Below are 23,123 nucleotides of genomic sequence, written 5' to 3'. Positions count from 1 at the left end.
ATGCCGGCTGTGCTTCACATCAAGCCCGTGATTCCGCTGATCCCGTTCGCCGCGCCCGGCGACGAGGACGCCGATCCGCTGCGCTCGGCCGTCGACTTCACGCATCCGCGGCCGATGCGGGTCTGCTTCCCGGTGCTGCTGGACGGCGATCTCGTGGTCAGCTCCGAGCATCTCGGCGTCAGTTATCTCGTCGCGATCCTGCGCCGCCTGAGCATCGACTGCCGCATCGTCGAGGTGCCGGCGGGCGGCGCCGGCGATGCCGCCGCGATCGAGCGAATCCGGGCATTCCGGCCGGACCTCGTCGGCCTGTCGCTCACGACCGTCAGCATCTCGCATGCGACGGCGTTCGGCCATGCGCTACGCGCGCACCTCGGGCCCGCGACCGCGTTCCTGGCCGGCGGCCCGCTCGCGACCTCGCTCGGCTCGCAGCTGCTGCGCAATCCGAACTGGTCGTTTCTCGACGCGCTGGTGCGCGGCGAAGGCGACGTGCCGCTCGTGCGCTATGTCGAGGCCCTCTGGCAGGACAGCGACTTCGCGAACGTGCCGGCGCTGAGCTGGCGGCGCGCGGCCGACGACTGTGTCGACAATCCGGTCGGCCGCACGGTCGTCGAGCTCGACATGCTGCCAGAAGCGATGCGGGACCAGTACGAGGCGAACGACGGCCGCCTGTCCAGCATGCGGGTGGCGACGACGCGCGGCTGCAGCGGCAGCTGCGCGTTCTGCAACGCGCCGCATGCGGGCAACAAGATCAACGGCGGGAAGCTGTGGCGCACGCGCTCGACCGCGCGGATCCTCGACGAAATCGAGCGGCTGCACCGCCAGTACCGGGTCGACACCTTCGAGTTCGTCGATTCGACGTTCGAGGATCCGGGCGGCGGCACGCTCGGCAAGCGCCGCATCGGCGCGATCGCGCAAGGCATGCTCGATCGCGGGCTGCACATCCACTACAGCTGCTGCACGCAGGCGCGGAGCTGGCACGAGGCGGATCGGCCGCTGCTGGCGCTGCTCCATCGCTCGGGGCTCGAAAAAGTGCTGATCGGCATCGAATCCGGCTCGCAGCGCGGCCTCGACCGCTGGAACAAGAAATCGACGGTCGAGGACAACATTCGCGCGATCGGGCTGTTGCGCGGCGCCGGCATTCACGTCGAATTCGGTTTCATCGCGTACCACCCATGGTCGTCGTTCGACGAGATTTACGCCAACAACGCGTTCCTGCACCGCTTCCTCGGCCAGCATCTGCGCCGCTATACGACGCCGCTGGAGCTCTACCCCGGCGCCAGCGTGCTCGACACGTTGCGCGCGGAGCGGCTGCTGCACGACGACTACGCGCTATCGCTCGACCCGTTCGCGTACGACTTCCAGGATGCGCGCATCGCGGCGCTGGCCGCGTCGATGCCGCTGCTGTTCAGGAAGGACGCCGCGTCGACGGACGGTGCGCTGCCGCCCGTATTCGAATTCGAGCGCAACGATCCGGCCTTCAGCCTGCGCCTGTCGCGGTTGAAGCGCCGGGCCGCTACGCCGGCCGGCGCGCGCGCGATCACGGCGGCTGAAGCCGGAGTGCGCGCGCTGCGCGACGCGCTCGCCGAATTCAACCTCGCGCTGATTTCGCGGCTGACGCTACGCGCCGAGCAGGGTGTGCTGACCGAAGCGGACGTGCTCGCCGAGCGGCCGGCCGTCGACGCCCGGTATCGCGCGGCGCTCAACGCGCTGCGCACGCTCGACGCCGAGCTCGCCGCCGGGTGGCGGCCGGCCGGCTCCCGACCATTCCATTCCCAACCCGACGAGGCGGTCCGACCATGAATCCACTCGCGCATGAACCCGACGTCGCCAGACAACTGCTCGGCAACGACCTGGTGATCAACGAGAACGCGTGCAACCTCAGCTGCGAATACTGCCTGACCGGGCAGAGCAACCTGAAGGCGTCGCACGAAGGCAAGCTGATCTTCCAGACGCCGACGATCGCCCGCTATGTGCAAGGCAACGATCTCGGCACGCGGCTCGACACGATCGTCGAGCGTGTCGACGAAGCGCTCGCCCCGCCGTTGCTGAAGCTCACCGGCGGCGAGATCTTCATCGTCAAGGGAATCATGACGTTCATCGAGAAGATGGCGCCGCGCTATGAAACGCTGATCGTGCAGACCAACGCGCTGCCGCTGACCGACGACAAGATCGAGCGGCTCGTCAGGCTCGGCAACATCACCGTGCAGGTGTCGCTCGACAGCAGCGACTACCGCGGCAACAGCTACCGCGTGCAGTCGGAATCGATTCATTCGATGGTGCTCGACCGGATCCGCCGGATCGTCGAGGCCGGCCTGCCGCTCGAAATCTACGGCGTGCTGAACGATCGCAGCGCGCCCTACCTGCGCGCGCTGGTCGAGTGGTGCGGGCAGTTTCGCGAGAATCCGCCGCAGCTGTTTCCGTTCCCGGTGCGCGGGCCCGACAGCGAGCGATTCCAGGTGCGTCCGGACCAGTACCACCACATCGACGCGCTGCCGTCGATGCTCGCGGAATTCGCGCACGTGCTGCCGCCGAGGCCCTATCTCGACCGGCTGATCGCGTTCTATCGCGACGGCGTGCGCTCGTGGCGCTGCCACCTGCCGCGGCTCGTCGTGTCGACGTTCGACGACGGCGTCGTGACGCCCTGCCCGAACATCTGGTTCCACAAGATGGGCGACCTGACCACGGACCATTGGGAAGCGGCGCTCGAGCAGGTCAACCGCACCGGTTTCTACGAACTGCTGCTGGGCGAGCGCCCGCGCCTCGACGCGTGCAAGGGCTGCTTCACGCCGTGGGACACGCTCAGCCTGTATTTCGAGGACCAGATCACGCTCGACGAGCTGTGCCGCGCGCCGTCCTATGCGCCGCCCGGCGTGCGCCGCCTGCTCGAAGCCAAGAAGGCCCACTATGCCGGACACTGAATTCATCGCGCGGCCCGCGCCGCCGGGCGACCCGTCGTTCGAGCAGGTGGCGGCGCGCCATGCCGGCGCGGCGGCGCTCGCCGCGTGGCGCGACGCGCTGGCCGCCGAGCACGGCATCGGCACGCGGGCGGTCGTCTACGTCGACAACACGCTGCCGCATGCCGCGCTGCTGTTCTTCCTGCTGGCGCACGGCATTTCGCCGCTCGTCCTGCCAGCCGACAGCACGGCCGACGAGGCGCGCGGCTACGCGCGCGAAATCGGCGCCGACTCCCTCTGGCGCCTGGCGGACGGCCAGTCGCTGACGATCGAGCGCATCGCGGCCGCGCCGGCGCTTTCCGGCGACAACCCGCTGGAAAGCGGCTTGCACCTGCTGACGTCGGGCTCGACCGGCCGGCCGGCCGTCGTGTTCCGTCCGGTCGCGAGCTGGCGGCATGAAGCGCGCCGCTACATCGACCTGCTCGGGCTCGCGCCCGAGCATCACGTGCTGCTCGTCGCGCCCGTCTACCACGCATACGTGCTGGGCTGGCTCTGGGCCGCCGCCGATGCGGGCTGCGCGCTCGAGATCTGTGCGCCGACCCAACTCGGCCGCACCGTCGACGCGCTGCGGCAGCGCGCCACGCATTGCGCGCTCACGCCGTTCATCGCGTCGCTGCTTGCGCGCCGCGCCGGCAGTGGTGCGCGCCCGGCGCGGCTGCGCGTGGCGATGGCGGGCGCGGGGCCGGTCGACGCGCCGCTCGACGCGCAGTTCCAGGCCGCGTTCGGGCTCGGGCTGTCGCGTAACTACGGCAGCACCGAGACCGGCGCGATGTTCGCGGGCATCGCGCCGCTGCCGCCGCTGTGCATCGGCCGACCGATGCCGGGCCTGCGGATCGCCGCAAGGCCGGGCGACGCGTCGGCCTTCCCGCTGGTGATCGAACTCGAGGACGGACGCCTGCATCCGACCGGCGACCTGGTGAGCGAAGGCGAGCACGGCTATCAGATCGTCGGCCGCGAAACGGCCGCGATCCGCCGCGGCGAGGCGTGGATCTCGCCGTTCGAGATCGAAGCGGTGCTGCGCGAGTGCCCGCTCGTCGACGATTGCCAGGTGCGCAGCGTGAAGTCGCGTCGCGGCGACGGCAACGACCACATTCTCGCGTCGATCGTGCCGCGCCCCGGGCTCGCCTGGGACGCCGGCGCGGTGCGCCGGTTCTGCCGCGAGCGGCTGCGCGAGAACAAGGTTCCGGACGTGTTTGAAGCCGTCGACGCCATCCGCCGCACCGCCAACGGCAAGGCTGCGCGCAGCCCGGTCTACCGCTGGGCGGCGCCGGAACGGCTGATCGAGGCGGCCGGCGCGTACAAGCGCTCCGCGCTGCTGTTCGCGCTATGCGGCTCCGGCGTGCTCGAACGGCTCGACGGCGTCGCGAACGTCGACCAGCTCGCGTACGAAAGCGGTCTGCACGCCGACGCGCTGGGCGAGCTGCTGTCGGTCGCGGCGCAATGCGGATTGCTGAGCGACGCGCCCGACGGTGCGCCCGCGCCGCTGCCGGACGCGGTGGCCGACCTGGTGCGGCTCGAAGCCGACGCCGCCGGCAGCTGGAACCGCGCCGAGGATCTGCGCGCGATCCTGCAGGCGGGCCGGCGCGCGCGACCGCTCGCAACGCATGCGCCGTCGCCGGCGTTCATCGCGCGTTACCAGCGCGCGATGAACGGGCCGCACAAGCAGCGCGCCGCGCTATTGGCGATGCGGCGCCTCGCGGCGCTGCACCCCGGGCCGTATCGCGTGCTCGACGTCAGCGCGACGTCGGGCGCCTATTCGGCGCGCCTCGCGGCGCAAGGCCTGGTGCGCGACGGCCGATGCGTGCTCGTCGGCGGGCTCAATGCGGAACCGGCGCCGGGCGTGCGGTGCTGCACGCTCGCCGACGCATGCGCCGGCGCCGGCGACCTCGACGTCGTGATCCTCGACAACGCGGTGCACCACCCCGACGTCGCGTCGAACCTGCTGCGGCTGACGGAGCGCTTGTCGACCGCGGGCGTCGTCGTCGTCGACGAGCTGTTCCTCGGCGACGGCGCGGGCGCCGCGATCGGCGTCGACTGGATCACGCACGGCGGCACCTGCCATCCCACCGAATCGAGCATCGACCTGCTGATGCTGAACCTGGGCTTCCGGAAACAGGACGTCATGAAGGACGACGCCACGGTTTCCCATCGTGTGAACTTTTACTCAAGGACCTGAGCCATGCAAATTTCCGAACGCCTGATCAACGTGTTCTCCGCGGTCACGCAACGCGACGTGACGCTGGACGCGTTGCGGGACAAGAACCTGATCGAGACGCTCGGCCTGAACTCGGTCGACGCGCTCGAAGTGCTGATTCGCGTCGAAGGCGAATTCGGCATCCAGATCGACGACGAAGACCTGTCGATCGACCTGGTCAGCTCGGTCGACACGCTCGAGCAGTACATCCGCAACCGGCTGCCGGCGGCCACCGCATGAAGCGGCGCACGCACCGCGCCCGCCCGGGGAGAACGGCATGCTGAAATCCCTAGCCTGCATGGAAGTCCTCGCGAACGATGCTTGGGGCGACGATGCGGTCACCGTCGTCTCGGGCCTGCCGCGCTCCGGCACGTCGATGCTGATGCGCGTGCTCGCGTTCGGCGGCATCGAGCCGTTGACCGATCACATCCGCGAAGGCAACTCGCGCAATCCGCACGGCTATTTCGAATGGGAGCCGATCAAGGAGCGGCACGGCTACGTGAACTGGATCGACAGCGCGGCCGGCAAGGCCGTCAAGGCCGTGTCGCGGTTCGTGCGGCACCTGCCGGCCACGCGCTGCTATTCGATCCTGTTCCTTCACCGGGACCTCGACGAAATCGTGCGCTCGCAGCGCGACATGGCGCTGCATCTCTCCGACGCGTCGTGGGACGACGCGGCGGCGGACAAGCTCAAGGACGTGTACCGCCGCCATGTCGATGAAACGCTCGCGTGGATCGACGCGCGGCCGAACATGCGGCTGCACACGCTGCACTACGAATCGATGCTGGCCGCTCCCGCGCCGGAGATCGACCGCATCCGCGCGTTCCTCGCGCCGCGCCGGCTCGACACGGCGCGCATGCTGACGGCCGTCGACGCGACGCTGAACCATGCGGCTTCGCCGCGGGAGGCATCGCATGCTTGACACGTTGTCCGCGGTCATCTTCGATCTGGACGGCACGCTGATCGACAGCAAGGACGTGATGCGCAGCGCGTATTTCGCCGCGTACGACGAGGTGGTCGGCGACGGCGCGCCGCCGCCGTTCAGCGAATACTGCCGCTATCTCGGCCAGAGCTTCCCGAACATCATGCGCCAGATGGGGCTGCCGCTCGAGATGCATGCGGCATTCAAGCGCGAGAGCATCCGCAACATGCACCGGGTGCGCGTATTCGACGGCATCGTCGCGATGCTGGAAGCGCTGTCGCTGCGCCGCGTGCCGATGGCGATCGCGACCGGCAAGGATCACGCGCGTGCCGTCGCGCTGCTCGAGCACTTGCGGATCGACTGCCATTTCGCGATGGTGCTCGGCAGCGACGACGTGCCAAACCAGAAGCCGGCGCCCGACATGGCGCTGCGCATCGCCGACGCGCTGGCGCTCACGCCGGCCGACACGCTGTTCGTCGGCGACGCGGCCGCCGACCTCGAATGCGGCGCGCGCGCCGGCATGAAAACCGCGCTGGCCCTGTGGGACCATCCGCCGGCGCACGTGCTGGCGATGCCCGTCGACGTGCGGTTCGCCGCGCCGGCCGATCTCCTGTCACTGCTGAGGATGCCCCTGTCATGCGTACCCTCCTGATGATCAACGGCCCGAATCTCGGTCGGCTCGGCAGCCGCAAGCCGGACATCTACGGCACGGCCACCCTGCACGACATCACGCGGCGCCTCGAGGCGCTGGCCGAGGCCGGCGGGTGGTCGGTCGTCGCGTTCCAGAGCAATCACGAAGGCGAAATCATCGACTGCCTCGAGGCGCGCCGCGACGTGGACGCGCTGATCCTGAACCCCGGCGCGCTGATGATGAACGGCTGGGCGTTGCGCGACGCGCTCGAGGATTTTCCGGCGCCGTGGATCGAAGTCCACCTGTCGAACATCTGGAGCCGCGAGAGCTTTCGCCATACGTCCATCCTCGCGCCGCTCGCGGCCGGCGTGATCGCCGGCCTCGGCAGCGAAGGCTACCTGCTGGCCGCCACCGGGCTGATGCGCGGCGCCGGCCGGCCGGCCGTCGAACCGGCCGCGCGCCCCTGATCTCCTGTCCCATGAAAGCACTCATCATCATCGCCGAAGGCATGGACCCGGTCGTCCTCGAGCATCAGGTGCAGCGCGGCCACCTGCCGTGGTTCGCCGAACGCCTGCGCGCGTCGCGCTACCGCCGCCTGGATTGCGGGCCGGTTCCGTACGAGCCGAGCAACCTGGCCACCGCGTTCTCCGGCGTCAATCCGGGGCGCCACGGCTGCTTCTCGTACTGGAGCACCCGTGGCGACGGGGAGCTGCCGCGCGTGCTCGAGACGGGCGACGTGAAGGCCGCGCGCGTGTGGGAATGGCCCGAGCTGAGCGACCTGCGCTTCAGCGTCGTGAACGTCCAGCTGACCCATCCGCCCAAGCCGCTGAACGGCCGGCTGGTGACGTACCCGATGTCGTATTCGCTGAACACCAGCTATCCGCGCAGCCTGCTCTCCGACCTGCACCGGCGCGGCATCCGCTACGCGCACGACGTGACGCTGTTCTACACCGGCCAGTCGTTCGACGCGTTCGCGCAGGATGCGTGGCGCGTCGCGTCCGCGCAGCTCGACACCGCGTTCGAGCTGGCGGCGGACACCGACGTGATGATCGTCAACCTCACGCTGATCGATCGCGTATCGCATTTCCTGTGGTACGAGATGCGCCAGGACGATCCCGCGCGGCGGCCGGTGGTGCTGCAGGCGTACGACTTCGTCGACGCGGCCTGCCGGCGCCTGCAGTCGCTCGAGCCCGACGCGACGCTGGTGTTCTCCGAGATCGGCTTCGGCGATCTCGACGGCTTCCATTCGATCGACGCGGCGCTGCAGGCCGGCGGCCTGCAGGTGCTCGCGGGCGACGGCCAGGTCGACTGCGCGCGCAGCCTCGCGATGGAGACGGTGCAGGGCTCGCACGGCATCGCGCTGCGCGGCGACCTGCTGGGTGGCCACGGCGCCCGCGACAGCGAAGTCGACGAGGTTCGCGCGTTCCTGCAGGCGCTGCGCTTCGACGACGGCACGCCAGTGCTCGCGAGCGTGCATCACCGCGACGAGCTCTACGTCGGCGACCACCGGCATCTCGCGCCCACGCTGATCGTCAAGCCGGCGAACGCGAAGCGCCCGCCGCTCGGCGATCCGCGCTGGGCACGCCACGTGCGCCGGACCGCCCAGTCGGGCTGGCACCGGGACCAGGGCTTCGTGCTGGTCGACAGCGCGCACGCGATGGCCGACCCGGGCGGCGACGCGCAGCTGCAGCAGATCGCCCCGACGATCGCGCATCTGCTCGGTCGCGCGCCCGCGCCCCAGTGCGAAATGGGCACCTTGCTGCAATGACGAACCGGGGGCGGCGCGGCCGCCCCGATCCCTCACAATTTTCCGGAACACTCCCCATGAAACTTGCAATCGACGGTGGCACCCCGGTCAAGACCGGCGAATTTCCGGCGTGGCCGCACTACGACGAACAGGAAGAAACCGCGCTGCTGCGCAGCCTGCGCCAGGGCCAGTGGTGGCGCGCGACGGGCCAGGAAAACCTGCGCTTCGAAGAGGAATTCGCCGCGCATCACGGCTGCGAGCATGCCGTGACCGTCACGAACGGCACGGTCGCGATCGAGCTCACACTGCTCGCGCTCGGCATCGAACCGGGCGACGAAGTGATCGTGCCGGCTTTCACATTCATCTCGACGTCGATGGCCTGCCAGAAGATCGGGGCGGTGCCGGTGCCGGTCGACGTGCTGCCGACGACCTACTGCATCGACCCGAAGGCGATCGAGGCCGCGATCACGCCGCGCACGCGCGCGATCATCCCGGTCCACATGTCCGGTCATTTCAGCGACATGGACGCGGTGCTCGCGATCGCCGGCAAGCACGGGCTGGCCGTCATCCAGGACGCCGCGCACGCGCACGGCGCACGAGGTGCCCGCGGCCTGCGGATCGGCGAATGGGGCACGACCGCCTGCTTCAGCTTCCAGAACTTCAAGCTGATGACGGCCGGCGAAGGCGGCATCATCACCTGTCCGGATGCCGCGCTTCGCGAGCGGATCTTCCTGTACAGCAATTGCGGCCGGCCGCAGGGCGACCGCGCGTACCAGCACACTGTTGTCGGGACCAACGCGCGCATGAGCGAGTTCTCGGCCGCCGTGCTGCGCGCGCAGCTCGCGCGCCTCGATGCGCAGACGCAGACCCGCGAGGCGAATGCCGCGATCCTGCGCGACGCGCTCGCCCGCATGCCGGAAATCCGCCAGCAGCAGCACGGCGAGCATGCGACCGTCCATCCGCACTACATGACCATCCTGACCCTCGAGCGCGATCGGCACGGCCGCCTGTTCGACCGCAACCGCGTGGTCGACTGCCTCATCGCCGAGGGGATCCCGGCATTCCGCGCGTATCAGGCGCTGTATCGCATCCCGAGCTTCTGGATCGCGCCGGCGCCGGCGACGACGCACGACGCGCTGGTCCAGGCCTGCCCGGCGACCGAGCACATCGCGGCGAACGGCATCTGGATCCACCATCGCGCGCTGCTGGGTTCGCGGGAGGACACCCTGGCCATCGCCGAGGCGCTCCGCAAGGTGCTCGACGGCGTCAACGCGTCGTGACCGCGATGCGCACGGCGACGATCGGCGGCGGCTGGGTCGCCCGCAACGTCTGGCTCCCGCTGCTCGAGGAGGCCGGCGCCACGCTCGCGAGCGTCGTCGATCCGTCGGCAGACGCGCGCGATGCGGTGGCGGCGCGCTTTCCAGGCATCCGCGTTCATCACGCGCTGGACGATGCGGCGCTGGACGGCTGCGATCTCGCGCTGGTCTGCTCGCCGAACGCCCATCACGTCGAGCACGCCGCGTTCGCGCTGGAGCGGGGCTTGCACGTCATCGTCGACAAGCCGGCCTGCTTCAGCCTCGCCGAGGCCGAGTTCCTGGTCGGCCTCAGCGAACGGCGGCAGCGCGGGCTGTGGGTCACGTCGGCCTCGTCGCGACGCGGCGACGTGCGCAGCCTGTACGAGCACGCCCGGCATGGCGCGCTCGGGGCGCCGCATTGCATCGACGTCGGCTGGCGTCGCCGCGCCGGCATTCCGCGCCCCGGCTCGTGGTTCACGCGTGCTGGCAGCGCGCTCGCCGGATCCGGCGGCGACCTCGGCTGGCATCTGCTCGAAGTCGGTCTCGGCCTGCTCGACTATCCGCTCGTGCAGGCCGGCTTCAGCCACCAAGTCATGACGGCCGGCGACCCCGCGGCCCAACTGGCCGCGTGGCGCGGCGACGACGCCACGGCGCCGGACGCCGAGCTCAGCGTCGACACGCAGTTGTTCGGCTGCCTGCTCGCCGACACGGGCGCGGTCGTGCGTGTATCGACCGCTTGGGCGTCGCATCGCGAACACGATGAAACCGTGATCCACGCATACGGGCAGAACGGCGAGCTGGCATTGCGCTGCACGTTTGGATTCAGCACCAACGGCGTGCGCGAGCCCACCCTGACGCTGGCGCAGGACGGCGCCGTGCACGCGCTTGCCTGCCCTTCCGAGGAGCGCATCGCGCCGTATCGGGCCTTCGTGCGCGACGCGCTGGCGCTTGCCGGCCGCGCGGCGGCGGGCGAGCGCGCGGCGCTGTCCGCCGACTACCGGAAGCTGCGCTCGCTCGGCTCGGCGATGGCCGTGCTTTACCCGGCGGCCGCGCGGGCCGGCGCGGGCGGCCCGGCCACCGAACCGGCGCGGGCCGGCGAGGTGGCGGCATGAGCCTGAGCGTGATCGTTCCGGCGCACAGCAAGGCCCCCCGGCTGGCGCTGACGCTGGCCGGCCTCGCCGGCCAGTCCGGGTGCGGCGACGTCGAGCTCGTCATCGTCGCGGACAACGCGACGCCGGCGGTCCGGCAGGTGATCGCCGCCGCGCCGCCGGCACGCGTCGTCGAGACGCCCGGCGTCGGCCGCGCGGCGGCCCGCAACGCGGGCGCAACCGTCGCGCGCGGCGAATGGCTGGTGTTCGTCGACGACGACATCCTCGTGCAGGCCGACTTCCTGGCCTGCCACCGGTCCGCGCAGGCGGAGCAGCCCGGCCTCGTGCACGGCATGCTCAGGGAGCTGATCGGGCTGTTGCGCGTCGACGATCCGGCGCTCGGCGGCCCGTCCTGCCCCCCGATCGACGCGGCGGCGTTGCGCGCCGGATGCTGGTCGCCCGGCGCCGCGCGCGCCGTCGCCAATCCGCTCGAACAGGCCGCCGAGCACGCCGAGGCGGCCCGCTGGCCGTGGCTCGCGTGCGCCGGCGCGAACCTGTCCGTGCCGCGCGCGACCTGGCTTGCCAGCGGCGGCTTCGACGAGGCCTATGGCACCCGCTGGGGGATGGAGGACATCGATTTCGCGTTCCGCCTGTGGGCGTCCGGGGTGCCGGTGCGGCTCGCGCCGCAGGCGCGCGGCTACCACATGTCGCATTACAACGCCGCGCGCTGGGACGAGCACCACGACAACCTGCGGCGGTTCCAGCAGCGCGCGGCCTGCCCGGAGGCGGACGCGCTCGATGCGCTGCTGTCGCCGGCCGGCTCGGTCGAGCGCTACCGTCAGCGCGTCGACCAGATCAGGCAGCGCGGCGTATCGCCGGCGTAGGCCGACAGCGCGTCGATGAAGCGCGCGCGGCCGCCGAACAGCCGGATCACCTGGCTGCGATAGCAGAGGCTCGCGTCGACCCACGCCGGCCAGTCGCATTCGAGCGCGACGGGCATCGCCGCCAGCCCGAGCGCGCGAACCTGCTCGGCGAGCGTGGCGGCATGCGCGGGCGCGTAATACGGAAACTCGGCGTAGTACGCGACGGTGTGCGGCAGGCGCCGCGCGAGCAGGTGGGCGATGCAATGGTCGACGTGGCCGCCGAAGCCGAGCGGCGCGATGACCTGGTCATCCGGGCGCAGCAATGCGCGCAGGCGCGCTTCGAGCGCGTCCGGCACAGTGGGCGCGCCGGCGCCGCCGGGCGCCGCGAACAGCGCGTCCGGCGCCGGGCATTCGAATTCACAGTCCGGCGACGCGCGCAGTGCGGCGTCCCGGTGGCCGAGGCCGATGCGCGCGCACCCGAGCATGGCCGCGGCGCGCGCGTCTTCGTCGCGCCGCGCGGCGACGCCGCCGAACGCGCGCCAGCGGTGCGCCGGCTCGGTCAGGCGCGCGGCGACGGCGGGCTCCGCGTCGCCGTCGCACAGCGTGACGATCGTGACCTCGCGGTCGCGGCGCCACGCCGGCACCGCGCCGCCGAGCGACCACACGGCGTCGTCGAGATGGGGCGACAGCAGCACGAGGCGGGCGTCAGGAACGAGTCGGGCGGTCGAGTTCATGCGGGATCGAGTGGAGAACGAACGATGCAATCCGGATGGGCCGTAGCGTCATGGCGGTCATGCGTGCGCGGCGCGCGCCATGCCGTCGGCCAGCGGGATGAAACCGTCGAGCGCTTCGATGCGCGCGATCCACGCGCGCAAGCGCGGATACGGGTCCAGCGCGAACCCGCCCACCGGCGCGTGCGCGAGGTACGTATGGCAGGCCACGTCGGCGATCGACGGCTGCGGGCCGAGCAGGAAATCGCGGCCCGCGAGATGCTGCTCGAAAAACGCGCACAGCCGCTCGGACAGCGCACGCGCGCGCACCAGGTCGTGCTGCCCGCCGAACAGCGCGTGACGACGCAGCACGGCGGGGCCGAACGCGAGCTCCCCCGCCGCGAGCGACAGGAAGCGCTGCACGGCGCCGGGCGGCGCGTCCGCGCCGCTCCAGTGACGCGCGCCGTATCGCTCGGCCAGGTAGACGAGGATTGCATGGGAGTCCGACAGGACGAGCGAACCGTCCTCGAGCACCGGAACCTGCCCGAGCGGATTGAGCGCGAGAAACTCCGGCGTCCGGTGCTCGCCGCGCAGCAGGTCGATTTCGATTGTCTCGATCGGGAGCTTCAGCAGCGAGGCGAACAATTCGACGCTGTGCGAATGGCCGGACAACGAGAAGCGGTACAAACGAATGGATTGTTTTGAATGCATGACTTCGAGCAGGTGAACACGGCAATGAACAACGTGACGGCGGCGCGATCCGGCACAGGCCCGCGGCCTGTCGCCCGCGCGACCGAGATGGGCGCGGCCGTCCTTCCCGGCCTTCCGTTTGGCGGCCGCTTTTTTTAACGACACGAGCATAGTTCTTTCGAGGCTGACCATGCAATTAATCGATATGCGAAATGCGCCGCTCGAGCGTGAATATCATTTCGAGCTGGATCCGCGCGTCACCGATCCCGGCCGCTTCAAGGTGGCGTTCGTGATATTCCTTGAGGGCGACCTCGTGATGTCACCGGAGCATCTCGGTGTCGCCTACATGGCAGCAGTGCTGCGCCGCGCCGGCTTCACCTGCGTCATCATGGAAGTGCGCGACGACAAGGAAGCCGCGCTCGAGACGCTTGCCGCGTTCGCGCCGGACATGACGTGCTTCACGCTGATGAGCCTGAACATCGTCACGTTCGGCAGCTTCTCCGAGCAGGTCCGCGCGCATCTGCCCGGCACGCGCATCGTGTGCGGCGGGCCGGCCGGCACGTATGCCGGGGTCGACGTGCTGCGCAACTGCCCGCACACCGACATCGTCGCGGTCGGAGAAGGCGAGCCGACCATCTTCGAGCTGGTGCAGCGGGTTTACCTGAACCTGCCGCTCGACACCTGCCCAGGCATCTGCTTTCGCGGCGCGGACGGCGAACCGGTGCAGACCCCGTTGCGGATGATGATGCACAACCTCGACGACCTGCCCTTCCCGTCGCGCGACCAGCTCGAGCTGCACGGCGGCAAGCTGGAATACATCCGCGTCAGCACGAGCCGCGGTTGCATTGCGCGCTGCACGTTCTGCAGCGCGCCGCACGCCGGCAACAAAATCCAGCCGGGCAAGGGCTGGCGCGGCCGATCGGCCGCATCGGTGCTGGACGAGCTCACCCATCTCGTTGACAAGTATCAGTTCCGCACCTACGACTTTATCGATTCCACGTTCGAGGATCCGGACGGACGGCGCATCGGCAAAGGGCGAATCCGCGAGATCGCGAACGGGATTCTCGATCGCAAGCTCGACATCTACTACAACGTCTGCATGCGTGCGGAAAACTGGACCGACGACGATTCAGAGTTGCTGCAGCTGCTGTTCGAGTCCGGCCTGGAGAAGGTCAACGTGGGGATCGAGTCGGGTACCACCGAGGAGCTCGCCCTGTGGCAGAAGCGCGCGAGCGTCGAGGACAACGAGCGGATCATCCGGCTGCTGCGCGAGCACGGCATCTATCTCGCGATGGGATTCATCCAGTTCCACCCTTACTCGACCGTCGACACGTTGCGTCGCAACGCCGAATTTCTGCGACGCAACAACGGCCACAATCTGCGCCGGCTCACCGAGCGGCTGGAAATCTATCCGGGCACGCCGTTGATCGGCAAAATGGAGCACGACGGCCTCCTGAACCCGGACTACTGGCAATCGCTCGACCATTACGGCTACCGCTACCAGGACGAAGCGGTGGCGAAGCTGGCGCTTCACTTCGCGTCGCTCTACAACAACGACGACTATCATGAGCGCGGCGTCATCACCGATCAGTCGGCCGTGTTCGAATTCGAGACGTTCAACGTGGTGCTGTCGACCTTCCTTTCGCGAACCCAGCGGCGCTTCCGGCACAACCCATCGGTCGTCGAGCTGATTCGCGAGTTTCGCTCGGGGCTGCACGCGAAGCACAAGGAGATGTCCGAGTTCAATTTCGCGTTCTTCACGTCGAGCCTCGACACGGTGCTGGCGGACCGGCTGGATGCGGAAAAGCACCGGCGCGACGTGGCGGATGTCGAGCAGTATTTCCGGTCAGCGATCGACGAGATCCGCACACGCCAGTTGCGGCTCGGCCGTGCGCTGCTGCGGGCGGGTGCCGACCTGAGTCAGATCACGTCGACCACCGACACGCGAAACTTCTCGATCTCCAAAACGTATACTGGCAACGGCACGCCCTGCTGGTGACACGGACGGCCGCCTCATTCCCGACCGACTTCACTATGAATCCCGCCAAGGTAGACCGAGCCCGCGTCGTCAAGCTGACCGACTTGCCCAACATCGGCCCCGCGTCCGCCGCCGACCTCGTGCTGATCGGCATCGGCCACCCCGCCGATCTCATCGGCCGATGTCCGTTTTGCCTGTACGACGAGCTGTGCATGCGCACCGCGACACGACACGATCCGTGCGTGATCGACGTGTTCATTTCCGTGACGCAGTTCATGGCGGGCGGCCCGCCCGAGCCTTGGTGGGCATTCTCCGACGCGCGCAAGCGGGTCATGAGCGGCGCGTCGCCTGCCGCCTGCGACACGCCCGCCGGCCGGCCGTGCGCGGTATGCGGGCGGCGGCTGGCCTGAGCCGGGCCACCATCCGGCGGGGCTCGCCGCCCGATCGCCACAAACCGGCGGCACGCCCCCGCTCAAGGCTCGATCAGATGTGCATCGCGTGCTCCAACGCCCGCAGCGCCGCGTCCTGGCGGTCGCGCAGGCGTCGATTGCGCTTGACCTTGCGATCCAGCGCGGGCGCCAGGAGCCGCGTGGGACGGACACCTCGAATTGACATCCTTGCTTTGCTCCACGCTCGCGCCGCCGTCACTTTTCCGCCGAGAACGCGTCCGACAGCTGGCGCGCCCGCTTCACGTCGTCGCCATGCAGGTAGATCGACGTCGTCGAGATCGATGCATGCCGCAGGTTGTCGCGCACGGTCGTCAGCTCCGCGCCGCGCGCCAACGCATGCGTCGCATGCGTATGACGCATCCAGTGCGGGCTCGCCTGCCGCAGCTTCTGCGCGAGCGCGGGGTTGTCGGCCTCGACCTGATCGGCCGTCTGCGCGAAGAAACGCTGCATCACCTTCCACAGGCGCACGCTCGTGATCGCGGCGGCGCCGTCTTCCGCGAGGCTCGCGATCAGCGGCGTATCGGGCCGCCAGCGCACCGGCGTAACCGGCAGCCGGCGTGCGACCAGGTAACGGTCGAGCGCCGTGCGGGCGAGCGGCGGCAGCGCGACCCTGGCCGCCTTGCGCCCTTTCCCGACGACCTTGATCCACGAATCGCCGTGCGCATCCGTCTCGATGCCGCCGAGCGTCGCGCCGACCAGCTCGCTCGCGCGCAGCCCGGTCGCATAGCCGAAATCGAGAATGAAGCGCAGCCGTTGCGCCGCTGCCGGCTCCCAGCCGTACGACCATTCGAGCCCGTCGGCGATCGTGCGCACGAGCAGCCATTCGCCTTCGGTGAACGCATGCGACGTGTCGAGTGCGTTCGCGCCGCGCGTGTCGCGCACCTTGACGCCCGCGAACGGATTCGCGAGCAGGTAGCGCTGCTCGATCAGCCAGCGAAACAGCGCGCCGAGCACCGACAGCGTGTACGCCGCCGAACGCGCGGACAACGCGCCCGAGAACGGCCGCCAGTCGGGCGCACCGCGCGGCCGCACGGGCCCGACCCAGCGCTCGTGCGGGCTCGGGCGCCGCACGAACGCGCGATACGCGACCGCGTCCTCGGTCGTCAGCGACGACAGCGCGCGGCCGCGCTCGACGATCGCCCACAGGATCAACCGCTCCGCCTCCTTCCGGTACGCACGCCGCGTCGCGGCCGATTCGTGCAGCGACAGCCACGCGTGCACGGCCGCGTAATCGTTGTCCGCATCGAGCGTGCTGGTCGCACGCGGCGCGCGGAACGTGCCGGCCGAACCGTCGACTTCGTGCGGCAGCTTCAGCTGCTCCCACGGCACGATGCCGCTCGGCGGCGACACCGCGACGAGCGCTCGCGCGCGCGCCGTCAGTTCCGGATGCGCGGCAAAGAATGCCTCGATGCGGCGCGCGCTGGCGAGGCCGAGCCCGGGAATCGCTTTCCACCACTGGCGTCGGCGCGGAATCCGCACCGTGAGATCGGCAAGCGTCGCGATTCCGTGCGCCCGCAGCGCGGCGACCGCGCGGGCGGGCAGCCAGTCGTCGACGGCGTCGCCGATGTGCGGCGACGGCGCGCGCGCATGCCGCAGGATCTCGATCGCTTCGGCGACTGCTTTTGCCTCCCGTAAATGCTCACCTTCGGGATGCGACAGCACGCGCGCGAGATCGGGCCGGCGCGCCGATTGCGCGACGCGTACGAGGCGGCGGCGAATCGCGCCGATCACGCCGCGCGCCGAGCGTCGTGCGCCCAGCCGGTCTGGCAGATAGCGTTCCACCGCGTCGCGGACCGTCATCCCGGCGTACCACGCGCGCAGCGCGGCCAGTTCGTCGGCGTCGGGATAGCCTGCGGGAGCGGATTCGGTCGGCAGAGGCGGGGGTGGGAGCGGGTTCATCCTGTCAGTGTGACATGGAAGCGATGGCATCAAGATAACTTTGATTATCTTGATGGATCGATCGCAAGGCAGCGGATGCCGACTCCCGGATCCGTCAGAATGGATCACCAGCGCGAAGCAGGCGCGGCACGAATCAACCAACCACCAAGGCAGACGACAAATGAACCCGGGCGCTTCGTTCGGGATCCTCTGGGCAGCGTTGTGCGCCGCTGTCGGCTCGACATGGGTGGAGCTGCTGTTGTGGTGGCTCCACGGCGACGATGCCGTTCGGAACCTGTATCGCGATGCGCGCCTCACGGCCGCCATCGTCATGGGTCGACGCGTGCTCGGGCCGCCAGCCGGCTTCGAGCCGCTCGTCATGGGCATGGCGACGCTCGTGCATCTGTTTCTATCGCTCGCCTACACCGCCGTGCTGGCGGTGGCAATTCATCGGCTATCGCTGCGGCCGGCGCTGCTCGTGGGAGCCGTGTTCGGGCTTCTTCTCTACGGGATCAACCTGTACGGTTTCACCGAGATCTTCCCGTGGTTTATTCCGGTTCGCGGCGCGATCACGCTGGCGGCCCATCTGGCATTCGGGATCACGGCGGCGGCGGCCTACCGGCTCGCCGGATGGTCGACACGGCGGCGCTTGTGACGCCCCCCCGAACGAGGACCGAACGGTCCTGCGCCGGGCGCGTTTGTTACCCCACTACCACTGGTACGACACACCTCCGCCGTATGTGCTGCCCTGCCCGCTCATGCCGACGCCGAGCTTCGCCTTCAGGTTGTCGGAGAATCGAACGGACACACCGATTGCCGATGCCGAATAGCCTTGATAGCTGCCGGCGCCGATCCCGACCGCGATCGTCTTGCCGGGATCGACTTCCGGGATCATCGTCAATGCGGTGGCGGCCGCCACGCCCGAATAGGCCCGGCGAGCAGCCTGGTCGACACTCGATTGCACGCCCCTGAGCTGATTCATGTTCGCCGCATCGGTGCCGCCAATCCCCGGTGCGACGTTCGTGAGCCGGCGTTCATGGTCCGGCGAACCGAATGACACCGTGTTCGGCTCGGACGCTACCGAGTTCGCACCGATCGCCACCGAATTCGGCGCCGATGCCGTCGAATGGGCGCCCAACGCGGTTGCGTTCGTACCGGAGGCGATCGCCCCCTGGCCGAATGCCGATGCTCCGTCTCCCGGCGCGCTCGCGCCCTGCCCCACCGCCGTGGAGCCGCTTCCGGACGCACTCGACGCCTGCCCCAGCGCCGTCGAGTTATCGCCCGATGCATTCGACGCCTGACCGACAGCCGTCGCGTTGGCTCCCGAAGCCGACGCCGCGCCGCCCACCGCCGTGCTGTTGGCGCCCGACGCGTTCGCGCCCGGTCCCACCGATACGCCGCCCACGCTGTTGGCGTGGATTCCGCCGCTGGTTATCGCAGTCGACAGCGACGCGAGACTGTCGTTCGTCGTGCTCAATCCCGTTGAAAGCGACGCAATCCCGCTCTGCGACGTGCTCAAGCCGGTCGACAGCGACGAGACGTTGCTGCTCGTCGTGCTCAGCCCGGTCGACAGGGAACTCACGCTGCTGTTCGTCGAACTCAGCCCCGTCGACAATGAACTCAGGCCGCTTTGCGTCGTCGACAGTGCACTTGCCGTCGAAGTCGACAACGAGGCCAGCGCCTGGGTGACGGCGTTCATCTGCGACCCGTTCACGGCGTCGGTCGACGTCGCGGAAATCCGCCCCGCCGCAACGTTGACGATCTGCCGTTCGGCCCCCGGTGCGCCGACACTCACCACGCTTGTCGGCAGGCCGCCCGCGAACGAATACGTCTGACCGGCAATGGGGGCGCTGCCTACCGGACTTGCGGTCGCGGTAACGCTGCCCGAGCCCAGCGCGACGTCATTGGCATTGCTTGCGATTGCATTGGCGCCCAACGCGATCGCGCCGCCCGCTGCCGCCGTGGAGGCATTGCCGAGGGCCAGCGAGCCCGTTCCCGTCGCAACGTTCGCGTTGCCGAGCGCCACGGCGCCCTGGCCGTTCGCCGAGTTGTTCGCGCCCAATGCAACCGCGCCGGTGCCCGTTGCGACGTTCGGATCGCCGATCGCCACCGCGCCGTCCCCGCTCGCCGTGTTTGCAACGCCGATCGACACCGATTGCCCGCCTGTCGCGACAGCGGTTCGGCCGATCGCCACCGCGCCGCCTGTCGACGCGTTCGCGTTATCGCCCATGGCAATGCTGCTCGCGCCCGATGCCGTGGCCGCCGGGCCGACGGCGATCGCGTTCGTCCCGAGCGCCTGGCTGTCAGGCTGCGTCGAGTTGGTGTGGAAGTACTTCGTTCCGCCGCCGTTGACCGCGGTCGACAGCGAACTCAATCCGGTGGACAGCGAAGAGATGTTGCTGCCCGCGGTGCTCAGGCCCGTCGAGGTCGAGGTGGACAGTGATGCGACCGAGCTGGTGGTCGACGAGAGACCTGTCGACAATGAGTTGATGCCGGTCGACGTTGAGGTCGACAGCGATGCGATCGAGCTGGTTGCGGAGCTGATGCCCGTCGAGACCGAGGTGGACAACGACACGACCGCACTGTTGGTCGACGACAGACCGGTGGACAGCGAATTGATGCCGGTCGACGTGGAGGTCGACAGCGAGGCAACCGCGCTATTGGTCGATGACAGACCGGTGGACAGCGAGTTGACGCCACTTTGCGCCGTGCTGATGCCCGTCGAGGCCGACGTGGACAACGATGCAACCGAACTATTGGTCGACGACAGACCGGTGGATAGCGAATTGACACCGCTTTGCGCCGTGCTGATACCCGTCGACGTGGACGTCGACAGCGACACAACCGCGCTATTGGTCGACGACAGACCTGTCGACAGCGACGATATCGAAGTCGTCGCCGAATCGAGCTTCGACGCGACCGCGTACAGCTGGCTGCCGTTGATCGCGTCGGTACTGGTCGACGTTACCTGGCCGGCGGCGACATTGGTGATCTGGCGTTCCGCGCCCAGCGCGCCGACGCTCACGACCCCCACGGGCGCGCTGCCGGCGAATGCGCCGAACGTGGTCGCGCCGACCGCCGCACTGCTGGTCGGGTTGGACACGGCCGTTGCCGAGTTCGCACCGAGCGCGATCGAGTCGTTGGTCGAGGCGGTCGCGCCCTTGCCGATCGCAACGGCGTCGGCGCCCGTCGCGACGCTGTCCGCGCCCGTCGAGTTCGCGTGGAAATACTTGATGCCGTGCGCGTTGATGTTGTCGATCGCCGAGCCGACGTTGTTGTTGGCCGTCGTCGTGCCGTTCGCGTTGTACGTCGTGTACGACGGCGCGGAAATCGCGCCCGTCGCCGGGTTGTACGCCGCGCCGCCGCCGAGCGCTGCAGCAGTGCTGCTGCCGAGGTTGTTGGTCGTGGTCGAGATCGTCGACAGGCCGGTCGACAGCGAGCCGATGCCCGTCGACGTGGAAGTCGACAGCGAGGTGATCGAGCTGTTGGCCGAACTGATACCGGTCGACGCCGAGGTGGACAACGACGCTACTGAACTGTTGGTCGACGACAGGCCGGTAGACAGCGAGTTGACACCGCTTTGTGCCGTGCTGATGCCCGTCGACGTGGAGGTCGACAGCGACGCAACTGAGCTATTGGCCGATGACAGGCCCGTCGACAATGACGCAATCGAACTGTTCGCCGAACTGATGCCCGTCGAAGCCGAGGTGGACAGCGACACCACCGCGCTGTTGGTCGACGAGAGACCGGTCGACAGCGAGTTGACACCGCTCTGCGCCGTGCTGATGCCGGTCGACGTCGAAGTCGACAGTGACACAATCGAACTGTTCGCCGAACTGATGCCCGTCGAAGCCGACGTGGACAACGACGCAACTGAACTGTTGGTCGACGAGAGACCGGTCGACAGCGAGTTGACACCGCTTTGCGCCGTGCTGATGCCGGTCGATGTGGAAGTCGACAGTGACACAATCGAACTGTTCGCCGAACTGATGCCCGTCAAAGCCGACGTGGACAGCGATGCAACGGAACTATTGGTCGACGACAAACCGGTCGACGTGGAAGTCGACAGCGTATTGATCGCCTGAACGGTTGCAAAAAGCTGCGAGCCGTTCACTGCGTCGGTGCTCGACGCCGTCAGGCTTCCGGCGGCAACGTTCGTGATCTGCCGCTCGGCTCCCGCGGCGCCGACGCTCACGACGCTGGCCGGCGCAGTGCCGGCGAACGTATAGGACGTTCCACCGATCGTTGCGCCCGGCGTCGCATTGGGCGCCGCGGTCACGGAGCTCGAACCCAGCGACACGTCATTCGCGTTATACGCCACTGCGCCGGCGCCGAGCGCCACACCGCCGTTGGCCACCGCGGTCGACGCATTGCCAAGCGCAATCGCGCCCGTGCCGGTTGCCATGTTCGAATTGCCGAGCGCGACCGCGCCCTGCCCGTTCGCCACATTGTTGGCGCCGATCGCAACCGCCCCGGTCCCGGTTGCCGTGTTGGGATCGCCGATCGCAACCGCACCGTTGCCGCTCGCCGTCTGCTGGCTGCCGATCGCGACCGCGCCCGTGCCGCTACTGGCGCTCGACTGGTAGCCGATCGCAGTCGCACCCGTGCCTGCGGACGCAGCAACCACGTTCGAATCGCCGATCGCGACCGAAGACGACGCGCCGGCGGACGCGCCCGACCCCAGCGAGACCGCCTTGGCCGCCGAGCTCGCCGCTCCGCCGATCGCGATCGAGCCGGTGCCGTTCGCGACCGCCGCATTGCCGACCGACACCGTGTTCTGGCCGCTCGCCGTCGCGGCATGCCCGAACGCCACGGCCGATTGCTCGGACGTGCCGGACGTGATGCCCGAATTGGCCGCCGCTTGCGCGCCGATTGCAATGTCGCCCTGCCCGCTGGCTTTCGCAAGCGCGCCCACCGCGAAGGTGTCCATCGCCGACGCGACCGCGCCGATCCCGAACGCGACCGCGCCTTGACCCGACGCAGTCGCATACACCCCAACCGCGACCGCCCCGGCTCCACTCGCATTCGCGCCCCAGCCGAATGCCTGCGACGCCCAGCCGTTCGCATGCGCGTCGCAGCCCATCGCCGTCGTCTGCAGCCCGTATGCAGTCGTGCCTGCGATCCCGTTGGCGCTCTGCTGGACATTGCCGGTCACGCTGTTGTTCGCGGTGTAGCCTTGCATTCCGGTCGTTTGTCCGGCACCTGCGTTCGTCGGCGTGTCGTAACTCGTTGCGGAGTTCTGAACGCCGAAGCCATAGATGCCCCCGGTGAAATTCGCCCCCGTACCGTAAACGCCGGCTACGGTGAATGGCCCTGAAGTCAATCTGTTGCAATCCCCGTCGCCCACCATCGCGATCGAGTTTGCCGATGCCGTCGCGCCAAGCCCCCCGGCACTCCCCCCCGCATGCGCGGTACCGGCACTGTTAGTCGAGACGCCGTTATCCGACACCGTTATCGCCGCATAGGCACTGGACGACAGCACCAACGTCGCAAGCAGCGACACCGCACTCCCGACGGCCGCCACCAGGCCGGTTCCCCGCGACGCGCTGCCAGGCGAGTTTCCGGATGACCGTTCGGAAACGACCACAATCTGGCCCCGCGACCTGTTCCAGACTTTTCTATATATCTTGTTCATAATCATTCACCCATCAAAGCAACGATACGCAGTCCAAATTAAATGTAAAACGACATTTCTTCTGATTTATATGTTTCGGTTACGTCAAC

The 23,123-nt window shown here is 68.8% G+C and carries 19 protein-coding genes; 15 read left to right on the top strand and 4 right to left on the bottom strand.

Annotation, left to right across the window (positions count from 1 at the left end; translation table 11 throughout):
- From WT26_RS03145 to WT26_RS03095, 11 genes are read left to right on the top strand one after another with little or no spacing between them, the layout of a single operon-like run.
- Positions 1 to 1,800 carry a B12-binding domain-containing radical SAM protein gene (locus tag WT26_RS03145; protein ID WP_059879410.1) on the top strand — a complete coding sequence of 600 codons (1,800 nt, stop codon included), beginning with the start codon at positions 1 to 3 and terminating at the stop codon, positions 1,798 to 1,800.
- Complete coding sequence (locus tag WT26_RS03140) at positions 1,797 to 2,918, top strand: radical SAM protein (protein WP_059821079.1); 1,122 nt, start codon at positions 1,797 to 1,799, stop codon at positions 2,916 to 2,918. The genes WT26_RS03145 and WT26_RS03140 overlap by 4 nt, the downstream gene beginning before the upstream one ends.
- Positions 2,905 to 5,130, top strand: coding sequence for a class I adenylate-forming enzyme family protein (locus WT26_RS03135; RefSeq protein ID WP_069269681.1), 2,226 nt, complete (start codon positions 2,905 to 2,907; stop codon positions 5,128 to 5,130). Before WT26_RS03140 ends, WT26_RS03135 begins: the two co-directional genes overlap by 14 nt.
- Before the next feature lie 3 nt (positions 5,131 to 5,133).
- The gene (locus tag WT26_RS03130; protein ID WP_059713100.1) at positions 5,134 to 5,388 is read left to right on the top strand and encodes an acyl carrier protein; all 255 of its coding nucleotides are present in this window, start codon (positions 5,134 to 5,136) and stop codon (positions 5,386 to 5,388) included.
- 37 nt (positions 5,389 to 5,425) lie between these two features.
- On the top strand, positions 5,426 to 6,070 hold the full coding sequence (locus WT26_RS03125; protein ID WP_155123037.1) for a sulfotransferase: 645 nt from the start codon (positions 5,426 to 5,428) through the stop codon (positions 6,068 to 6,070).
- A complete protein-coding gene (locus WT26_RS03120) occupies positions 6,063 to 6,722 on the top strand; it encodes an HAD-IA family hydrolase (protein WP_059713104.1) in 660 nt (219 codons plus the stop codon). The genes WT26_RS03125 and WT26_RS03120 overlap by 8 nt, the downstream gene beginning before the upstream one ends.
- Complete coding sequence (locus WT26_RS03115) at positions 6,707 to 7,168, top strand: type II 3-dehydroquinate dehydratase (protein ID WP_059713106.1); 462 nt, start codon at positions 6,707 to 6,709, stop codon at positions 7,166 to 7,168. The genes WT26_RS03120 and WT26_RS03115 overlap by 16 nt, the downstream gene beginning before the upstream one ends.
- Positions 7,169 to 7,179: 11 nt before the next feature.
- On the top strand, positions 7,180 to 8,469 hold the full coding sequence (locus WT26_RS03110; protein WP_069269680.1) for an alkaline phosphatase family protein: 1,290 nt from the start codon (positions 7,180 to 7,182) through the stop codon (positions 8,467 to 8,469).
- Positions 8,470 to 8,525: 56 nt separating this feature from the next.
- Complete coding sequence (locus tag WT26_RS03105) at positions 8,526 to 9,728, top strand: DegT/DnrJ/EryC1/StrS family aminotransferase (RefSeq protein WP_059886472.1); 1,203 nt, start codon at positions 8,526 to 8,528, stop codon at positions 9,726 to 9,728.
- Between the two features lie 5 nt (positions 9,729 to 9,733).
- Positions 9,734 to 10,855 (top strand): Gfo/Idh/MocA family protein, encoded by a 1,122-nt coding sequence (locus tag WT26_RS03100; RefSeq protein ID WP_157645158.1) that lies wholly within the window; start codon positions 9,734 to 9,736, stop codon positions 10,853 to 10,855.
- Positions 10,852 to 11,715, top strand: coding sequence for a glycosyltransferase family 2 protein (locus tag WT26_RS03095; RefSeq protein ID WP_059713114.1), 864 nt, complete (start codon positions 10,852 to 10,854; stop codon positions 11,713 to 11,715). The genes WT26_RS03100 and WT26_RS03095 overlap by 4 nt, the downstream gene beginning before the upstream one ends.
- Here WT26_RS03095 and WT26_RS03090 read toward each other — a convergent pair.
- Both WT26_RS03090 and WT26_RS03085 read right to left on the bottom strand, forming a co-directional pair.
- Positions 11,670 to 12,428, bottom strand: coding sequence for a PIG-L deacetylase family protein (locus WT26_RS03090; protein ID WP_059807709.1), 759 nt, complete (start codon positions 12,426 to 12,428; stop codon positions 11,670 to 11,672). The two genes, WT26_RS03095 and WT26_RS03090, sit on opposite strands and share 46 nt — an antisense overlap.
- Positions 12,429 to 12,485: 57 nt before the next feature.
- Positions 12,486 to 13,115 (bottom strand): glutathione S-transferase family protein, encoded by a 630-nt coding sequence (locus WT26_RS03085; RefSeq protein ID WP_059807712.1) that lies wholly within the window; start codon positions 13,113 to 13,115, stop codon positions 12,486 to 12,488.
- Here WT26_RS03085 and WT26_RS37065 point away from each other — a divergent pair.
- Genes WT26_RS37065 through WT26_RS03075 form a run of 3 tightly spaced genes read left to right on the top strand, consistent with a single transcriptional unit; the run spans position 13,110 to position 15,482 of the window.
- A complete protein-coding gene (locus WT26_RS37065; RefSeq protein WP_155774625.1) occupies positions 13,110 to 13,253 on the top strand; it encodes a hypothetical protein in 144 nt (47 codons plus the stop codon). The genes WT26_RS03085 and WT26_RS37065 overlap by 6 nt on opposite strands.
- A 31-nt stretch (positions 13,254 to 13,284) precedes the next feature.
- The gene (locus tag WT26_RS03080; RefSeq protein ID WP_080407956.1) at positions 13,285 to 15,093 is read left to right on the top strand and encodes a B12-binding domain-containing radical SAM protein; all 1,809 of its coding nucleotides are present in this window, start codon (positions 13,285 to 13,287) and stop codon (positions 15,091 to 15,093) included.
- Positions 15,094 to 15,128: 35 nt separating this feature from the next.
- Positions 15,129 to 15,482 carry a helix-hairpin-helix domain-containing protein gene (locus WT26_RS03075; RefSeq protein WP_059713119.1) on the top strand — a complete coding sequence of 118 codons (354 nt, stop codon included), beginning with the start codon at positions 15,129 to 15,131 and terminating at the stop codon, positions 15,480 to 15,482.
- A gap of 234 nt (positions 15,483 to 15,716) precedes the next feature.
- Here WT26_RS03075 and WT26_RS03070 read toward each other — a convergent pair whose 3' ends face one another.
- The gene (locus WT26_RS03070; protein ID WP_069272156.1) at positions 15,717 to 17,420 is read right to left on the bottom strand and encodes a site-specific integrase; all 1,704 of its coding nucleotides are present in this window, start codon (positions 17,418 to 17,420) and stop codon (positions 15,717 to 15,719) included.
- A gap of 160 nt (positions 17,421 to 17,580) precedes the next feature.
- Between WT26_RS03070 and WT26_RS03065 the strand changes: the two genes are divergently transcribed.
- A complete protein-coding gene (locus tag WT26_RS03065; RefSeq protein ID WP_069269678.1) occupies positions 17,581 to 18,054 on the top strand; it encodes a sodium:proline symporter in 474 nt (157 codons plus the stop codon).
- Between the two features lie 54 nt (positions 18,055 to 18,108).
- Here WT26_RS03065 and WT26_RS35150 read toward each other — a convergent pair whose 3' ends face one another.
- Complete coding sequence (locus tag WT26_RS35150) at positions 18,109 to 23,034, bottom strand: beta strand repeat-containing protein (protein ID WP_081333700.1); 4,926 nt, start codon at positions 23,032 to 23,034, stop codon at positions 18,109 to 18,111.
- Positions 23,035 to 23,123: the final 89 nt, after the last annotated feature.

It is taken from the genome of Burkholderia cepacia (genome assembly GCF_001718835.1).
GTDB lineage: Bacteria > Pseudomonadota > Gammaproteobacteria > Burkholderiales > Burkholderiaceae > Burkholderia > Burkholderia cepacia_F.
This window is presented reverse-complemented; position numbering and strand designations above follow the sequence as displayed.